The organism is Methylocaldum sp. RMAD-M (assembly GCF_017832375.1).
Taxonomy (GTDB): Bacteria; Pseudomonadota; Gammaproteobacteria; order Methylococcales; family Methylococcaceae; genus Methylocaldum.
In genome coordinates, this window is the sequence record NZ_JAFIBZ010000002.1 from 251328 (window position 1) to 266833 (window position 15506).

Genomic DNA, 15506 nt, shown 5'->3' on the forward strand with positions numbered 1-15506 from the left:
TCTTGGCACTAGCAACACTGTTTCAAGCAGACGTCTCACTCATGACTTTCAAACAAAAAATTTTTCTCTCTGCCGTAATTGGCTTTTCCTGTGTCGGTCTGATTACCGGGCTCGCCTGCTGGGGGCTGTTTGCGCAGTCCGAAAGCGTCACCAAGCTGCACTTGAAAGTTCAAGCGCTGAAAAGCAGCGCCGAAGCGGATCGGTTGCATCACGGCTTGTTCGGCGCAGTCAGCCGCGCGTTGTTGCTGCACCCGGACGCTGCTTCGGAAGAACGTGAGGAAATTCGAGGCGTGTTGCGGGACACCAGCGAACGACTGCGGCAATCCATCTCATCGCTCAGCACCTACAATCTTCCCGAAGCGGCATTGCACGAACTGGACGTGGTCAAGCCGCTGATCGAGATCTACGAGTTCGACGCCAATGTACTGGTTTCGAGGGCCTTGTCGGACGGAGAAACGTCCCGTGATCTTCCTCCCGATTTCCTGGGCACGTTCCGGGACATCGAGACCAAGCTCTCGTCCTTGTCCAGCATGATCGAAAATACCGCCGACGAGGCCAGTGCCGAAGCCGACCGTTCCAAGGAAAAAGCGCTGGCGATGCTACTCTCCTTCGGACTCGTGACCTTGACCTTATCAATGCTTTCCTGTGTTTACCTGTACCAAGGTGTTTATCTTCCCCTACGGAAGGTCGCCGACCATTTCTCGACCATCAGCCAAGGTACCAGCGACTTGACGATTCGCCTGAACGATCAAGGCCGCAACGAAGTCGCGTCGATTGCCGGCAGCTTCAACCGCTTCGCGGCCAAGCTCCAGGACACCTTGCATCAGCTGCTGGCCTGCAGCGAAAGGATCAACCAGGAATCAAAACACTTGCTGAACGTCAGCGATTCCGCAAGTCAGGGCGTCCAGCAGCAGCAAAACGGAATACACCAACTGGTTGCGGCCGTGGAGCAGATGACGGTCGCGATTCAAGACGTTGCCCGTACGGCACATGCCACAGCCGAAGCGGTTCAGGCGACTAATCGGGAAACGCAGAACGCCAAACGGATCGTAGACAAGGCAACGGAAGCTATCGACGTCTTGGCGATCGATATGGGCAAAGCCACCGAGGTCGTCGGCATTCTGGAAAAGCAGACCGAACGCATCGGCGCTGTCTTGGATGTGATACGCAATATCGCCGATCAAACCAACTTGCTGGCCTTGAACGCCGCCATCGAGGCCGCGCGGGCCGGCGAATCGGGACGCGGCTTCGCGGTCGTCGCCGAAGAAGTCCGCAGTCTGGCGAGCAAGACCCAGCAATCGACCGCCGAGATTCAAGCCACTATCGAACAGCTTCAAGCGGAAGCGAAATCCGCGGTCCAAGCTATGGAAGACGGCCGCAATCAAATGAAAGCGACCATAACCGAGGCCGGCAAAGCGGGCGAAGCCCTTGCGCGCATCACCCAGATGATCGGCCAGCTCACCGACATGAACACGCAAGTCGCAAGCGCCGCCGAGCAGCAAACGGCGGTCGTGGGCGACATCAATCGCAACATCGTTGCCATCGGACGCATCTGCAATTCGACCGCGGAGGGCGCGACCCGGTCCGCCCAGGCCGCCCGCGATTTGTCGCTGACCGCCGATTCGATGAACCGCGTGACGGCGTTGTTCAAGGTCTAAAACTTCCGACGGATGCTCAGCTTCGGAGTCGCCACCCAGAACGCTCCAAAGTTGTAAGCCTTTGGCAGCTTCTCGGGGCAACTGAGATCCGAAGCCATCTTGCATCCATCTTCAGCGAGATAATCCCATGCGTCCAATGCATCCCTTTCCGGCAGTACACAAATATTTGGAGCAGAAATTTCCGGACATGGACGTCTCTGAGGTCATTCACCAAGGGACGGTGGCGCGCCTCTTGAAATACGTACCTCCTCTTTCGCGGAATACCGGCTGCCTTGATGTTTTGAGCTTGTTCATCAAGGATCAGGAGCTTTATTCGGCTGCCATAACGGACGAAAACCTCGTGCCGATCGGCATCGTCGATCGCCATTCCCTGGTCGAAATCTTTATTCAGCCCTTTGCACGCGACCTGAACTACAAGAAAACGATCGACGAGTTCATGGACCCCAGCCCCATCGTCGTCGAAGCGCATACTGGCATCGACGATCTGGCCAGCATCATCGTCGACGCTGGAATGCGGCACATGGTTAACGGCTATATCGTTACCAAAAACGGCATCTATGCCGGCATGGGCACCGGACACGACCTGCTCGACGAGATTACTCGAAGAAAACAGGCTCACCTCTATTATCTCGCCCACTTCGATCAACTCACCGGACTTCCGAATCGCTTGCTCTTCGAAGATCGACTGCAACGGGCATGTCTCAATGCGCAAAGACACGGCAGCAAGGTTGCGCTGCTATTCATCGATCTGGACCGGTTCAAATTCATCAATGACACCTTCGGACACGCCAGCGGAGACTTGCTGTTAAAGGGCGTGGCCGAACGGCTCGTTGCCTGCGTCAGAAAAAGCGACACAGTGGCCCGGCTGAGCGGCGACGAATTCACCGTCATCCTCGAGAACCTTCACAACGCCTCCGATGCCGTCTTGGTGGCCGAATCGATAACGGCTGCCTTGGCCAGGCCTTTTTCCGTATTGACCAATGACTTGCATATCACTTCTAGCATCGGCGTCTCGCTTTTCCCCGACCATGATCTAACTACCGACGGATTGATGCGCAAGTCGGATGCCGCCATGTATAAGGCGAAGGAAAACTACGGAGGACAGTGCCTTGTTTATGACGAGCACATGGAGAACGGGGTGCTGGAACGGTTGACCATCGAAAAAGGGCTACGTACGGCACTCGACGACAAGGAATTCAGACTCCATTACCAGCCTCAATGCAATGCAGTCACGGGCGAAGTCTTGGGGGTGGAAGTCCTCCTACGCTGGCATCACCCGCGGTTAGGGCTGGTCTCCCCAGCCAAATTCATCCCGATTGCCGAGGAAACCGGACTCATTGTCCCCATCGGCGAATGGGTGCTGCGTGAAGCGTGCCGACAGCATATGGCCTGGCAAGGCGAGGGACTGCCCCCAATCCGCATAGCGGTTAACATTTCGGCCGTGCAGTTCCGCCAGAGGGATTTTCATGGCCTGGTGAAAGGCATCATCGAGGAGAGCGGCATCAAGCCCGAATACCTCGAACTTGAACTTACCGAAGGCGTGGTCATGGGCGATGCGCCAACTACGATCGATTCTCTGGCCCAACTCAGGCGGTTGGGAGTGAGGCTTGCCATCGACGATTTCGGTACGGGGTATTCAAGTCTTAGTTACTTGCGGGAGTTTCCTCTGGATCGACTCAAGATCGACCAGTCGTTCATCCGCAATATCGACAAGGTTCCGGCGAACCTTGCCATCGTGCGCGCCATCGTGGCGCTCGGAAAAAATCTGGGGCTGGAAATCATCGCCGAAGGCATCGAAACCAACTCAGAGTTGGCCTTGGTTGCGGCGAACGATTGTGCCGAGGTGCAGGGTTACCACATTTCCAAACCCGTGCCGCCCGATCATTTCGCCGCATGGTTCCTAAGCCGCCCCGATTGCCGAATGAACTTCGAATCCGGCATCGTCTAGCCCAGATGCTGCTCACCCAGACTCACGCATCGACAACGGCGCGCAATCCCCCCACGAGCCGCCGAGTTCCCTCGGCGGCCGTCTCGGGCTCCAGAGCACCGTAGGCAACCCGCAGATAACAGCCTGTTTCCAGCCCGAAAGCCTTGCCCGGAATGACGGCCACCTTGTGCTCCCGGATCAGGCGTTCCGCGACCATCATTGAGTCGAGCTCGGTATCGAGCTTTAGCAGAAGATAGAAAGCGCCCTGGGCTTCCGGAACCCGGCAGATATCGGCCAGATTCCGCAGTCCGTCCAAAACGATCTCGCGAACCCGGCCGATGGTCTCCAGTTTCTCGCGGCAATAGCCGGAACCTGTCTCGAGCGCTCCGACCGCTGCGTGCTGCGAAATCGAGGGCGCGCAGATGAGATTGGTGTCCTGGGCTTTCAGCACCGCCTCGTACAAATGCTCCGGAATCACCATGTAACCAATGCGCCAGCTCGCGAAACCGTAAGCCTTGGAAAGCGAGAACAGCGAGATGGTGTGCGGCTCGGAATTTTGCACTGAGGCCGGCGAAAAATGCTTCGCGCCGTAGGTGAAATATTCGTAAGCCTCGTCGCTGATATGGTATATCCCGTGTTCTCGGCAAATCGCGTTGACCGCCCGCAAGGCGTCTTCCGAATAAACCGCTCCGCTGGGATTGTTCGGCGAGATGGTGACGATTGCCCGGGTCCGATCGTTAACGGCGGCCCGGATGAGATCGGTCCGAAGTTGATAGTTCTCGTCCGTCGGCACGAACACCGGCGTGCAGTTGAGCATCCGGATCGCCATTTCCTGGTTGAAATAGTACGGAAGCGGCAGGATGATTTCGTCGCCCGGATCGGCGATGGCGAACAGGGCATTGAGAAAACCCATGTTTCCGCCGGCCGTTACTACGATGCGTCGCTCTGCGCCAACGCGGATACCGTTCTCTGCCGCCAGTTTTCGCTCGATCAACTCGAGCAGCCGAGACATGCCCTGGACGGGGCCGTACTTCTGATTTTCCGGTTTCGCGAAGAAACCGCGGATCGCTTCGTGGGCAGCCGCTGGCGGACCGTAGAACACCACGCCCTGCCCCAGCGAAACCGTTCCGGGATGGCTTCGGATCAACTCGGCAATTACCGGAATGATGGGGGCTTGCACGGCGCTCATGCGCCGGCTGACCTTCGGTCGATGCTTCGTCATGTCACACTGCCAAAAACGCGAATTGTAAGGCGCTTTCCCGCATCGGTTAAAATGCCTCTCGCTCGGCGCAGGATGCACAAGCCGGACGCCCCATGATAAAGTTTAGTGAAACACTAGGTTATCGAATGCAAATCGACACTCTGCTAAAGGCGCGCTGGATCATCCCGGTGGAGCCCGATCGTATTGTTCTGGAACATCATGCTCTCGCCATAGACGGCGGGCGGATCGTGGACATCCTGCCGATTTCCGAGGCCGAACTTAAATATCAAGCCGCGTCGGTGGAGTCGCTCGATCGTCATGCTCTGATCCCAGGCTTCGTCAACGCCCATACCCATGCCGCCATGACCTTGTTGCGCGGCGTGGCCGACGACCGGCCGCTGATGGAATGGCTGCTCGACCATATTTGGCCCTTGGAACAGAAATGGGTCGGCGAGAACTTCGTGCGCGACGGCACCGATCTGGCGATGGCGGAAATGATTCGCGGGGGCGTCACTTGCTTCAACGACATGTATTTCTTTCCCGAGGTTACTGCCCGCCAGGCGGCACGTTGCGGCATGCGCGCCGTGGTCGGCCTGATCCTTATCGATTTTCCGAGCGCATGGGCGAGCGGCCCCGACGAGTATTTATCCAAGGGACTGGCGCTGTACGACGAACTTCGCCACAACCCTTTGATCACCACGGCGTTCGCCCCGCATGCGCCCTATTCCGTTTCGGACGAGCCCTTGCTGAAGGTTCGTACCTTGGCTGCGGAACTCGACCGCCCGATCCACATGCATCTGCACGAAACCCGGGACGAAATCGATCAGGGCCGCCAGCGTTACGGCATGCGCCCCATGAAGCGGCTTCAGCAGCTGGATCTTTTGGGCCCGTCCTTCGTTGCGGTACATATGACCCAGCTCACGGATGAAGAAATCGGCCAATTCGCCGAATCCGGCGGCAGCGTCGTGCACTGTCCCGAATCGAATCTGAAGCTGGCCAGCGGCTTTTGTCCCGTCGCCAAGCTCGTTAAGGCGGGTATCAACGTCGCCATCGGCACGGACGGCGCGGCCAGCAACAACGATCTCGACCTGATGGGTGAAATGCGTGCCGCGGCCTTGCTCGCCAAGGCGGTATCGGGAGATGCCGCCGCGGTTCCGGCCCATACCGCATTGCGGATGGCGACGCTCAACGGGGCCAAGGCCTTGGGACTCGAGGCGGAGATCGGTTCGCTGGAAATCGGAAAGTCTGCCGATATCACGGCTATCCATCTCGACGAACTCGAAACCCAACCCTTGTACGACCCGATTTCGAATGTCGTCTATGCGGCCGGACGCCATCAGATCACTGACGTCTGGGTGGCGGGACGCCAGCTTCTGAAAAACCGCGAGCTCACGACTCTGAACACCGAAGAACTTTTCCAGAAAGCCGCCGCCTGGCGGGAGAAATTAATCAGCGTACAGGAACGGCCATGACGAGCACCGAAAACGTCCACGAACACGAAATCCACAAATTCGGCGTGCTGGCCGATCGCTGGTGGGACCTCGACGGGGAATTCAAGACCTTGCATGCGGTCAACCCTTTGCGCATTCAGTTCATTCGCTCCTTCGCGGAACTCGAAGGCAAGCGTGTCGTCGATGTCGGTTGCGGCGGTGGAATACTGAGCGAGGGACTGGCGCGGGCCGGCGCCCAGGTAGTCGGCATCGACCTAGCCGAAGAGCTTTTGGATATCGCGAAATCCCATGCGGACGAATCGGGGATCGAGGCAGATTATCGACGGATCAGCGCCGAGGCGCTTGCCGAAGCGGAACCCGGCAGCTTCGACATCGTGACCTGCATGGAAATGCTGGAACACGTGCCGGACCCCGCTTCGGTCGTCAGAGCCTGCGCCAAACTGGTCAAGCCGGGCGGCCGAGTCTTTTTCTCGACGCTGAACCGGAAGCTCAAAGCCTATCTCCTCGCGATCGTCGGCGCGGAATACCTCTTGAACATGATTCCCAAGGGAACCCACGACTACGCGACCTTCATCAAACCGTCCGAGCTCAGCCGATGGGCACGGGAAGCGGGACTCGAGCTTCTCGGCATGGAGGGCATCGCCTACAACCCGATCACCGGGCAGTTCACCCTGAGCCGCGATTTGGATGTCAATTACCTGGCGGCATTCGCCAGACCCGAGGAATAAACGCATGGCAGCAAACCCGACGGTTTCCGCCGTGCTGTTCGATCTGGACGGAACTCTGCTCGACACCGCGCCCGATCTGGTCTTTGCCGCCAACGCCGCGCTCGCCGAGGCCGATATTCCGCCGCGTTCCGTGGACGAACTCAAGCCCTGCATCTCGGGCGGCGCCGCCGTCATGCTGCGCTGCGCGTTCAACGGGGATTACGAGCCGGCGCTCTTCGGCCGAGTGCAGCAACGGATGCTGGAGCTTTACCACGCCCATGTCGCCGACCGCACCCGCTTCTTCGACGGTACCGAATCCGTGCTCGGCGAGCTCGAACGGCGCGGCATTCCCTGGGGCATCGTCACCAACAAGATGAGCAGGTTCACCGATCCCTTGCTGAAAAAACTAAATCTGGCCGACCGTGCCGGATGCGTCATCAGTGGCGACACCACCGCCGAAAAAAAGCCGCATCCCCTTCCCCTTCTGGAAGCCAGCCGGCGTTTGAATCACCCCCCGGAAGAGTGCGTCTACATCGGCGATGCTCCCGGCGACGTGGAAGCCGGCTGCCGAGCCGGCATGACGACCCTCACGGCGCTGTACGGTTATATCGCGGCGGAGCATGCGCCTCATGACTGGGGCGCCGACGGCCTGCTTGCGACACCTCGGGATCTGCTGCCCTGGCTGGACGGAGCGCTGTCATGAGCGGCTCGATGCTTGCTGACCGCGTCATTCTCGTTACCGGTGCCGGCGGCGGGCTCGGCTCGGCGGTTTCGAAGACTTGCGCCGCCGAGGGCGCGACGGTCATCCTGCTCGGAAAGACCATACCGAAGCTGGAGAAGGTCTACGACGCCATCGTAGCTGCCGGAGGACCGCAACCGGCGATTTATCCACTCGATTTGGCCGGCGCTACCGAGGACGATTACCGCGATCTCGCAGCCTCGGTCGAGCGGGAATTCGGCGCGCTGCACGGACTGGTGCATTGCGCTGCCGAGCTCGGCGCACTCGGACCGGTAAGCGATATCAGCGGTGGACTGTGGCAACGTCTGCTTCACGTCAACCTGACCGCGCCGTTCCTGCTGACCCGGGAACTCCTGCCATTGATAGCGAAATCTCCCGATTCGGGCATCGTATTCATCACCGACTCGGTGGCCCGAACCGGAAAAGCCTATTGGGGTGCTTACGGGGTGGCCAAGATCGGCCTGGAAGGCTTCGGGCGAATCCTTTCGGACGAGCTGGAAAGCCGCAAGGTTCGCGTTCACCTGTATTCGCCGGGTCCCATGCAGTCCCCGCTTCGCCGGCGCGCCTATCCGGCCGAGAACCCGGCGGGGCTGCCTTTGCCGGACATCCATGCGGAGCAAATCGCCCGCCTGCTGAGTCCAAACGAAACACCTTCAAACGCTTATCTGATTAACAACGCATAACACTTATGTACGGTTACGGTCGCGAAAGCATCGTCCTTCAGCGGGATGTCAACGTCGTCCAGATCCCCGACGGCACCCCCGGTTCACTGCCGAAAGGCCACGTAGTAAGTCTGTATCAGTCTTTGGGCGGCAACTTCACCGTGGTCACCGAAATGGGCCAGATGGTGCGCATCGCCGGAAACGACGCCGATGCCCTCGGGAAAGAACCGCCGATCATGGGCAATCTCGTGAGCGGCACGGATCCCGAATCCGTCGAAAAAAACGTTTGGGAAGTGCTGAGGACCATTTTCGACCCGGAAATACCGGTCAACATCGTCGACTTGGGGCTGGTCTACCACTGCAAGGTGACTCCCGTCGAAGAGGGCAAGAACGATGTCGACATCATCATGACCCTGACCGCACCCGGCTGCGGCATGGGCCCTGTCCTGCAATACGACGCCGAAGCGGCGGTAAGAAATCTCCCGGGCGTGAACAGGGTGAACGTCGAAGTGGTCTTCGATCCGCCCTGGTCGCGCGACATGATGTCCGAGGTGGCGAAACTTCAGCTGGGAATGATCTAGACCATTTTCCGGTTTGGTACGGTCCCCCAGGCTGCCCGTAAGTCGGCCATCCTTTGCCAACAAAACCTCTGGCCGATCTGTAAACGTCGGGAAAGGATTCCCGACCTACTCGGCCGCCCAGGCGCATCGTTGTAGGTCGGCAATCCCTTGCCGACAACCCGCTGTGTTGAGAACCGACGTCCTGGCGCTGCCGGAGCGTCCGTTTGCGATTGGGGTGGGATTCCCGACCTACAACTGATCACACGTCGCCAGACGCGCCTACCACATCAAATCGTCGGGGATCTTGTAATCGGCATATTCGTCGTCGGCATCTTGCGCTTGATCGGGCTGATTGAGCAGAACGATTCGGGTTTCATCCCGCTGCTTGATTTTTTCGGCCACCGGCAGCGGGACGATCTCATACCGAGACTCCAGGCTGGCTATTGCAAGCCTGCCCGCCACAAGACTTTGATGTACCGTTTTGGACACATAGAGGGTTTTGACCTTGTTGTCGTGCGCGAACCGGTAAGCGATCTCGTCCTCCCCCGGCGAGACGCGGTTCATCTCGATCAGCTGCTTGATTTGCGCGGCAAGCGCTTTTCTTTCCGCTTCTTTGGCTTTTTCCAGATTGAGCTGGCGGTCACGCTCGACTTTTGCCGCCATAGCGTCCTGAGCCGCGCGCTTGCTCTCGTCCTTTGCGGCAGCATTTCCGTGGCGATTCTGCTTTTCCTGTTTTCGTACTTCCTTGCTGGCCTGTTTGACCTGCTTGTCGTTGACCAAGCCCGCCTTTAGAAGCTGATCTCTCAGGGAGTTACTCATGCCCATGGCTCCTGTTTCGTCTCATATTCAATGCCACACCCACATCTTTCAATACCGACGGCAGAACGGTCAATCCACATCCCGTTTCCCAACGGACGGCCAGGCGACCAGTAAGGCCAATAAGCTGGAGCCCGCCGCCGCCGTATAAACCCAGTGAGGCCCCCACGCCGTCCAGAAGTATCCGCTGTATAGACTACCCAGCGCGCCGCCCAAACCGAAACTGAGGGCACTGTAAAGGGCTTGTCCTTTGCCGTGATGCGGACCGCGGAAATGGCGATGCACCAGATGGATGGCGGCCACGTGGGCCGAGCCGAAACTCGCCGCGTGAAGCAGTTGGCCGGAGAAAATCGCCGCAAGGCTATCGACACCCCAGGCAATCAATAGCCAGCGCACAACGCTCAGGGCGAGGCTCGCCAGAAAGATCCGGCGCAGACTGTAGCGCGCCAGTAAACGGTGCAAGAACGCGAACAGCACGATTTCCGCCAGGACGCCGAGTGCCCATAACTGACCGGTCTCGCCGCTGCTGAAGCCGTGATCCCGAAGATATACCGAGAAAAAGACGTAGTAAGGACCGTGTGCGAGTTGTTGCAGCATACACGCCAGGAAAAAAGCAATGACGTCGCCACGCTTCAAGATATTCGACAAAGAGCTCGGTTCCGGGCCATGAATTTCCTTCGGACCTCTCGGCACAGCCAGGCTGACCAGCCACAGCCCGCCGAACAGCAGCACGATCAACTGCGGTAGACAACCGATCGAAAGGACGCGCTCCAAAGCCTTGCCGATCGACACGACCGCCGCGATGAAGCCAATCGAGCCCCATACCCGCACCCAACTGTAGCGATACGTATCATGGCGCAGGTGATTGAGCGTGACGGTTTCGAAAAGCGGCAGCATGGCATTCCAGAAGAAACTGAATACCAGCATGACCAGGGCGAATCCTGCGAATCCTTGTAGTCTTAAAACCAGGCTGAAAGCGACTAGGGTGAAAAACCCGGCGAGCCGGACCAGGTACAGGGGCCGCCCCGTTCGATCCGCCAGCCACCCCCAAAGATTCGGCGCGACGACTCGGGTCGCAGCGGTAATGGCGATCAACTGGCCGATCTCCGCCGCAGAGAATCCCGTGTCCTGGAGATAAAGCGCCCAGTACGGCAAAAAGGCGCCCAGCGCCGCGAAATAGAAAAAATAAAAGCCGGACAACCGGCCGTAAGGCACTTTACGCGCCGAGAGCATGGCTGGCGGAAGATCGTTCGGGGCTACGGAGCCCTGGATGGAATCGGCGCCAATTCCGTCTTCACGTCCGGATTCTGGGCGCGATGCCGCAGGTAATGATCCATCAGCACTAGGGCCGTCATCGCTTCGGCGATGGGGGTGGCCCGGATGCCGACGCAGGGGTCGTGCCGACCCGTGGTGATCACCTCCACGGGCTCGCCCCTGACGTTCACGGAACGGCCCGGCAGGCGCAAGCTGGAGGTCGGCTTCAGTGCGATGCTGGCAACGATATCCTGTCCCGAGGAAATGCCGCCCAATACTCCGCCGGCATGATTGCTCAGGAAACCTTGCGGACTCATCTCGTCGCGGAACTCGGTGCCTTTCGCCTCGACGCAGGCGAAACCGTCGCCGATCTCCACCCCTTTGACGGCGTTGATGCTCATCAAGGCATAAGCCAGCTCGGCATCCAGCCGGTCGAAAATCGGTTCGCCCCAGCCCGGCGGCACGCCGGTCGCGACGACGTTGATGCGCGCGCCGATGGACTCCCCTTCTTTGCGCAGAGCGTCCATATAGGCTTCCAGCTCCGCGACCTTCTCGGGGTCTGGGCAGAAGAACGGGTTGTTGTCCACCTCCTCCCAAACCACCCGATCGATCTTGATCGGGCCGAGTTGGGCCAGATAAGCGCGGATCGTCACGCCGACCCGTTCTTTCAGATATTTCTTGGCGATGGCGCCGGCAGCCACCCGCATGGCGGTTTCGCGAGCGGACGAGCGCCCGCCGCCGCGGTAATCCCGGAAGCCGTATTTCATATGGTAGGTGTAATCGGCATGACCCGGCCGAAAGGAGTCGGCGATCGTGGAGTAATCCTTGGAACGCTGATCCACGTTCGCGATCAGAAGACCGATCGGGGTGCCCGTGGTACGCCCGTCGAACACCCCGGACAAAATCTTCACTTCGTCGGGCTCGCGGCGTTGCGTGGTATGCCGGGATTTGCCGGGGCGCCGCCGTTCCAGCTCCCCCTGAATGTCGGCCTCGGACAACTCCAGGCCCGGCGGGCAGCCGTCCACGATGCAGCCGATGGCGGGACCGTGGCTCTCGCCGAAGGAAGTGACGGTAAAGAGTTTGCCTAGGGTGTTTCCGGACATGGTAAAGATTTCAAACGTTCCTAAACGACGGAGCTATTAAGGTTCAAATCGCCCCCGCCACCTTGAGCCGATCCGCCACTGCCTCGGCCAGCATCCGATAGCCCGGCCCATTCGGGTGTACCCCATCGGATTTGAGCGAATTGTCCCGGATGATTTTGCTCAGCGTCCCGGTTTCGAAGGGAATCGCGAACTCTTCGGCGATCTTTGCATAAAACTCGGGCGGCGAGAACATCAGCCCGAACTTGGGCACGGCGATCAAAACCACGCCGATGCCGCGGTCCCTGGCCAATTTGACCATGGCCCGGACGTTGTCGGCCGCCTGCTGCTCGCCCAAGTTGCGCAGAAAATCGTTACCGCCGTGGCATAGAATCAACAGCGTGGGCTGATGCTCGTCCAGCAGTGCCGGCAGGCGCTCCAGACCTTCCGCACTGGTTTCGCCCGGCACGCCGGCGTTGATGACCTCTCGCCCGATCAAGCCTTGCAATACGGATGGATAACTCTGCTCGGAACCGGCGCCGGTTCCGAAAGTCAGACTGTCGCCAAACGCGAGCACCTTCGCCTCCGTCGGAAGCTTCGGCAGTTTCGCGCTAGAGCCACAGGCCACCAGCCATAACAGCAGAACAGACATACCGGCGAATTTTAACTGAACTCTCATTGTTTCCCTCTGCTTGATCTTGTTCGTTAGTAACGAGTCGATCACGTTGAATCAACGTGCAACAAATCCTGGGCTGTGGTTACGAGGAACCGCATAGTGAACGAAGCATACGGTTCGCGTACTCATCGCCCCCGACAAGAATAGTCGTGCCTCGGATTGCTGCTAGCAGAGATTCCATGAGAGATTGCAATATTGTCCCAGCGCTGGCGGACTTGTCAGCTTCTTCTAACTCTTCTGAAAAAGCTTGTTACACCGGTCGACCTGTTCGGCAGTCAGCAGGAACACACCCTCGCCGCCCCGCTCGAAATCCAGCCAGTAGAAGGGAACTTCCGGGTAGGCGGTTTCCAGGGCTTCGGCGCTGCTGCCGACTTCGACGACAAGAACGCCCTCCGGTTTAAGGTGGCGATGGGCGTCCCGGAGGATGCGGCGCACGCAATCGAGGCCGTCTTCGCCCGCTTCCAGGCCCAGCCTCGGCTCGGCGTGATATTCCGGCGCCAAGCCGCGCCACTCGTCGAGGTTTACGTAAGGAGGATTGCTGACGATCAGATCGTAACGCCGGTCGCCCAACTCGGAGTAAACGTCCGATTTGATGGCGTTCACCCGGTCTTCCAGGTGGTGCTTCTTGATATTGATACGCGCCACTTCCAGCGCGTCCGACGAGATATCGACGGCGTCGACCCGTGCCTCCGGAAAGGCGTAAGCGCAAGCGATGGCAATGCACGCGCTGCCGGTGCAAAGATCGAGCACGTCGTGCACCCGGTCCGCCTCGATCCAGGGAGCGAAATGGTTTTCGATCAGTTCGGCGATGGGCGAACGCGGCACCAGTACCCGTTCGTCAACATAGAAGGGCAAACCGGCAAAAGAAGCCTCGTGAACGAGATACGCCAGAGGCTTGCGCTCGACGATGCGGCGCTGGATGAGTGCGAGGACACGCTCGCGCTCGTCCATGGTCAACGTGGCCGCGAAATAGCCGCCCGGGAGATCGTAAGGCATATGCAAGGTATGAAGCACCAAGGCGGCGGCTTCGTCCAGTGCGCTGGCGGTACCGTGGCCGAAAAACAACTCCGCTTGCACGAAACGGCTGGCGGCCCAACGGATGTAATCGCGGATGGTGGTTAAGGTTACGGACGGATGGGGTGATGTCGACATGGCCGAAGATTCCGGTAGACCCGGTATTGTAATGGAAAATCGCCCCGTACCGACGAGGCTTATGGAAAATCCGCCGACGGACGCACTAGAACCAACGGGTACGTTACCACCAGAGCTACGGTTTACGCGAACGGTCTACTTGAGTCTCTGCCCGTCACCATTGAAACCGCTTTAGGGATAAAGCCCGATATTTCTGAGCCCTTTCGTTTCCTCCAGGCCAAACATCAGGTTCATGTTTTGCACCGCTTGGCCGGCTGCACCTTTCACCAAATTGTCTATGACCGACAAAATTACCACCGTATTGCCGTCCATAGGCCTATGGACGGCAATCTGGCATCGGTTTACGCCGCGCACGTTGCGAGTGTCGGGATGGGAACCCGCCGGCAGAACGTCGACGAAAGGTTCGGCTCGATAGCGCTCCTCGAATAGCGCCTGCAAGTCGCCGTGCGCGGCGCTCAGTTCGGCATAAACCGTGGCGTGAATACCCCGAATCATGGGGATCAAATGGGGCACGAAGGTGAGGCCCACGTCCTGTCCTGCGGCTTGGTCCAATCCCTGCTTGATTTCCGGCCAATGACGATGGCCTTTGACGCTATAAGCCTTGAGGCTCTCGCCCGTTTCGCTCATAAGCATGGGAATTTCTGCTTTGCGCCCGGCGCCGCTAACACCCGATTTCACGTCGGCGATGATGCGGTCCAAGCGAATCGCCCTCGCCTCAATCAATGGCAATAATGCCAGTTGAACCGAAGTCGGATAACAACCGGGGCATGCGATCAGCCGCGCCGACCGAATCAGTGCCCGATTCACTTCGGGCAGCCCGTAAACGGCTTCTTCCAACAGCTGGGGAGAAACGTGCGGCTCTCCGTACCAATGAGCCCATACATCCGGGTTTTTGAGGCGGAAATCGGCGGACAGGTCGATAACTTTGACGCCCCGCGCCAACAAGGCTTCGGCCGTCCGCATCGCAGTACCGTTGGGCGTCGCAAAAAACACCACGTCGCATCCGGCTAGCGCATCCGCCGAGGGCTCGACGAAGATCGCATCGACGAAACCCCGCAGGTTCGGATACAACTCGTCGACTCGTTTTCCGGCATCGGCCCGCGAGGTGACGATGGTTATGGCGACGTCAGGATGAAGCGCGAGAATCCGCAGCAACTCCACACCGGTATAGCCGGTACCGCCTACAATGCCGACTCGGATCATTCTCGGCTCTCTCGTTCGAAACGAATTAGGGACGATTTCCGCGAAGGAAGCAGGTCAAGAAAACTCACGACCCTCGAGATTTTTTCGCACTCGGCGCTTCGCTTTCTAGCCGAACGTTCTCGGCGTTTTGTCTCGAATACGCTTCCACGCTGACCTTCAATTTCTGTCCCGGCTTGAACGTCACCACACGGCGCGCGGTGATCGGAATCTCTTCACCGGTTTTCGGATTTCTGCCCGGCCGCTGATTTTTGTCGCGAAGATCGAAATTGCCGAACCCGGACAATTTCACTGAATTTCCTTGCGCCAGCGCGGCCTTGATCTCTTCGAAAAACTGGTCGACCAACTCCTTGGCATCCCGCTTGTTAATGCCGTGGTTCTCGAAAAGCCTCTCAACCATATCTGCTTTGGTCAGTGCCATCTT

General features: G+C 58.8%; 15 protein-coding genes. 7 read left to right on the forward strand and 8 right to left on the reverse strand.

The window, feature by feature from the left end:
- Positions 1-41: 41 nt before the first annotated feature.
- Positions 42-1658: a methyl-accepting chemotaxis protein gene (locus JOD69_RS03255; RefSeq protein WP_168183893.1), complete on the forward strand. Its 1617-nt coding sequence runs from the start codon at positions 42-44 to the stop codon at positions 1656-1658.
- 127 nt (positions 1659-1785) lie between these two features.
- Entirely contained in the window at positions 1786-3606 is a 1821-nt protein-coding gene (locus tag JOD69_RS03260) for an EAL domain-containing protein (RefSeq protein WP_086135278.1), read from the forward strand.
- A 22-nt stretch (positions 3607-3628) separates the two neighbouring features.
- Here the strand turns inward: JOD69_RS03260 and JOD69_RS03265 are convergent, their stop codons facing one another.
- A complete protein-coding gene (locus JOD69_RS03265) occupies positions 3629-4807 on the reverse strand; it encodes a pyridoxal phosphate-dependent aminotransferase (protein ID WP_205781135.1) in 1179 nt (392 codons plus the stop codon).
- A 125-nt stretch (positions 4808-4932) separates the two neighbouring features.
- On the opposite strand from JOD69_RS03265, the gene JOD69_RS03270 reads away from it, so the two are divergent.
- Genes JOD69_RS03270 through sufT form a run of 5 tightly spaced genes read left to right on the forward strand, consistent with a single transcriptional unit; the run spans position 4933 to position 8926 of the window.
- Positions 4933-6258 carry a TRZ/ATZ family hydrolase gene (locus JOD69_RS03270; RefSeq protein WP_086135277.1) on the forward strand — a complete coding sequence of 442 codons (1326 nt, stop codon included), beginning with the start codon at positions 4933-4935 and terminating at the stop codon, positions 6256-6258.
- A complete protein-coding gene (gene ubiG, locus JOD69_RS03275) occupies positions 6255-6965 on the forward strand; it encodes a bifunctional 2-polyprenyl-6-hydroxyphenol methylase/3-demethylubiquinol 3-O-methyltransferase UbiG (RefSeq protein ID WP_086135276.1) in 711 nt (236 codons plus the stop codon). The genes JOD69_RS03270 and ubiG overlap by 4 nt, the downstream gene beginning before the upstream one ends.
- Positions 6966-6969: 4 nt before the next feature.
- Complete coding sequence (locus JOD69_RS03280; RefSeq protein WP_168183892.1) at positions 6970-7647, forward strand: HAD-IA family hydrolase; 678 nt, start codon at positions 6970-6972, stop codon at positions 7645-7647.
- The gene (locus JOD69_RS03285; protein WP_077731162.1) at positions 7644-8366 is read left to right on the forward strand and encodes an SDR family NAD(P)-dependent oxidoreductase; all 723 of its coding nucleotides are present in this window, start codon (positions 7644-7646) and stop codon (positions 8364-8366) included. The genes JOD69_RS03280 and JOD69_RS03285 overlap by 4 nt, the downstream gene beginning before the upstream one ends.
- A 5-nt stretch (positions 8367-8371) precedes the next feature.
- Positions 8372-8926 carry a putative Fe-S cluster assembly protein SufT gene (sufT, locus tag JOD69_RS03290; RefSeq protein WP_077731161.1) on the forward strand — a complete coding sequence of 185 codons (555 nt, stop codon included), beginning with the start codon at positions 8372-8374 and terminating at the stop codon, positions 8924-8926.
- A 258-nt stretch (positions 8927-9184) separates the two neighbouring features.
- Here sufT and JOD69_RS03295 read toward each other — a convergent pair whose 3' ends face one another.
- The 7 genes from JOD69_RS03295 to JOD69_RS03325 all read right to left on the reverse strand — a co-directional run bounded on the left by JOD69_RS03295 (position 9185) and on the right by JOD69_RS03325 (position 15503).
- Positions 9185-9724 carry a DUF2058 domain-containing protein gene (locus tag JOD69_RS03295; protein WP_077731213.1) on the reverse strand — a complete coding sequence of 180 codons (540 nt, stop codon included), beginning with the start codon at positions 9722-9724 and terminating at the stop codon, positions 9185-9187.
- Positions 9725-9793: 69 nt separating this feature from the next.
- A complete protein-coding gene (locus tag JOD69_RS03300) occupies positions 9794-11008 on the reverse strand; it encodes an MFS transporter (RefSeq protein WP_348529943.1) in 1215 nt (404 codons plus the stop codon).
- Entirely contained in the window at positions 10978-12078 is a 1101-nt protein-coding gene (gene aroC / locus JOD69_RS03305; protein ID WP_156879555.1) for a chorismate synthase, read from the reverse strand. The genes JOD69_RS03300 and aroC overlap by 31 nt, the downstream gene beginning before the upstream one ends.
- A 43-nt stretch (positions 12079-12121) precedes the next feature.
- Entirely contained in the window at positions 12122-12733 is a 612-nt protein-coding gene (locus JOD69_RS03310; protein ID WP_210023790.1) for an arylesterase, read from the reverse strand.
- Positions 12734-12958: 225 nt separating this feature from the next.
- On the reverse strand, positions 12959-13882 hold the full coding sequence (prmB, locus tag JOD69_RS03315; protein WP_156879554.1) for a 50S ribosomal protein L3 N(5)-glutamine methyltransferase: 924 nt from the start codon (positions 13880-13882) through the stop codon (positions 12959-12961).
- A 171-nt stretch (positions 13883-14053) separates the two neighbouring features.
- Positions 14054-15085: an N-acetyl-gamma-glutamyl-phosphate reductase gene (gene argC, locus JOD69_RS03320; RefSeq protein ID WP_086135272.1), complete on the reverse strand. Its 1032-nt coding sequence runs from the start codon at positions 15083-15085 to the stop codon at positions 14054-14056.
- Positions 15086-15149: 64 nt separating this feature from the next.
- Positions 15150-15503: an integration host factor subunit alpha gene (locus JOD69_RS03325; protein ID WP_077731155.1), complete on the reverse strand. Its 354-nt coding sequence runs from the start codon at positions 15501-15503 to the stop codon at positions 15150-15152.
- Positions 15504-15506 lie beyond the last annotated feature (3 nt).

Excerpts from the sequence above, each read along its gene's own strand:
- JOD69_RS03260 (WP_086135278.1), top strand. The coding sequence starts at position 1,786 with ATGCGTCCAATGCATCCCTTTCCGGCAGTACACAAATATTTGGAGCAG.
- prmB (WP_156879554.1), bottom strand. The coding sequence starts at position 13,882 with ATGTCGACATCACCCCATCCGTCCGTAACCTTAACCACCATCCGCGAT.
- JOD69_RS03310 (WP_210023790.1), bottom strand. The coding sequence starts at position 12,733 with ATGAGAGTTCAGTTAAAATTCGCCGGTATGTCTGTTCTGCTGTTATGG.
- sufT (WP_077731161.1), top strand. The coding sequence starts at position 8,372 with ATGTACGGTTACGGTCGCGAAAGCATCGTCCTTCAGCGGGATGTCAAC.
- ubiG (WP_086135276.1), top strand. The coding sequence starts at position 6,255 with ATGACGAGCACCGAAAACGTCCACGAACACGAAATCCACAAATTCGGC.
- JOD69_RS03270 (WP_086135277.1), top strand. The coding sequence starts at position 4,933 with ATGCAAATCGACACTCTGCTAAAGGCGCGCTGGATCATCCCGGTGGAG.
- JOD69_RS03295 (WP_077731213.1), bottom strand. The coding sequence starts at position 9,724 with ATGAGTAACTCCCTGAGAGATCAGCTTCTAAAGGCGGGCTTGGTCAAC.
- JOD69_RS03265 (WP_205781135.1), bottom strand. The coding sequence starts at position 4,807 with ATGACGAAGCATCGACCGAAGGTCAGCCGGCGCATGAGCGCCGTGCAA.
- argC (WP_086135272.1), bottom strand. The coding sequence starts at position 15,085 with ATGATCCGAGTCGGCATTGTAGGCGGTACCGGCTATACCGGTGTGGAG.
- JOD69_RS03285 (WP_077731162.1), top strand. The coding sequence starts at position 7,644 with ATGAGCGGCTCGATGCTTGCTGACCGCGTCATTCTCGTTACCGGTGCC.
- JOD69_RS03255 (WP_168183893.1), top strand. The coding sequence starts at position 42 with ATGACTTTCAAACAAAAAATTTTTCTCTCTGCCGTAATTGGCTTTTCC.
- aroC (WP_156879555.1), bottom strand. The coding sequence starts at position 12,078 with ATGTCCGGAAACACCCTAGGCAAACTCTTTACCGTCACTTCCTTCGGC.
- JOD69_RS03280 (WP_168183892.1), top strand. The coding sequence starts at position 6,970 with ATGGCAGCAAACCCGACGGTTTCCGCCGTGCTGTTCGATCTGGACGGA.
- JOD69_RS03325 (WP_077731155.1), bottom strand. The coding sequence starts at position 15,503 with ATGGCACTGACCAAAGCAGATATGGTTGAGAGGCTTTTCGAGAACCAC.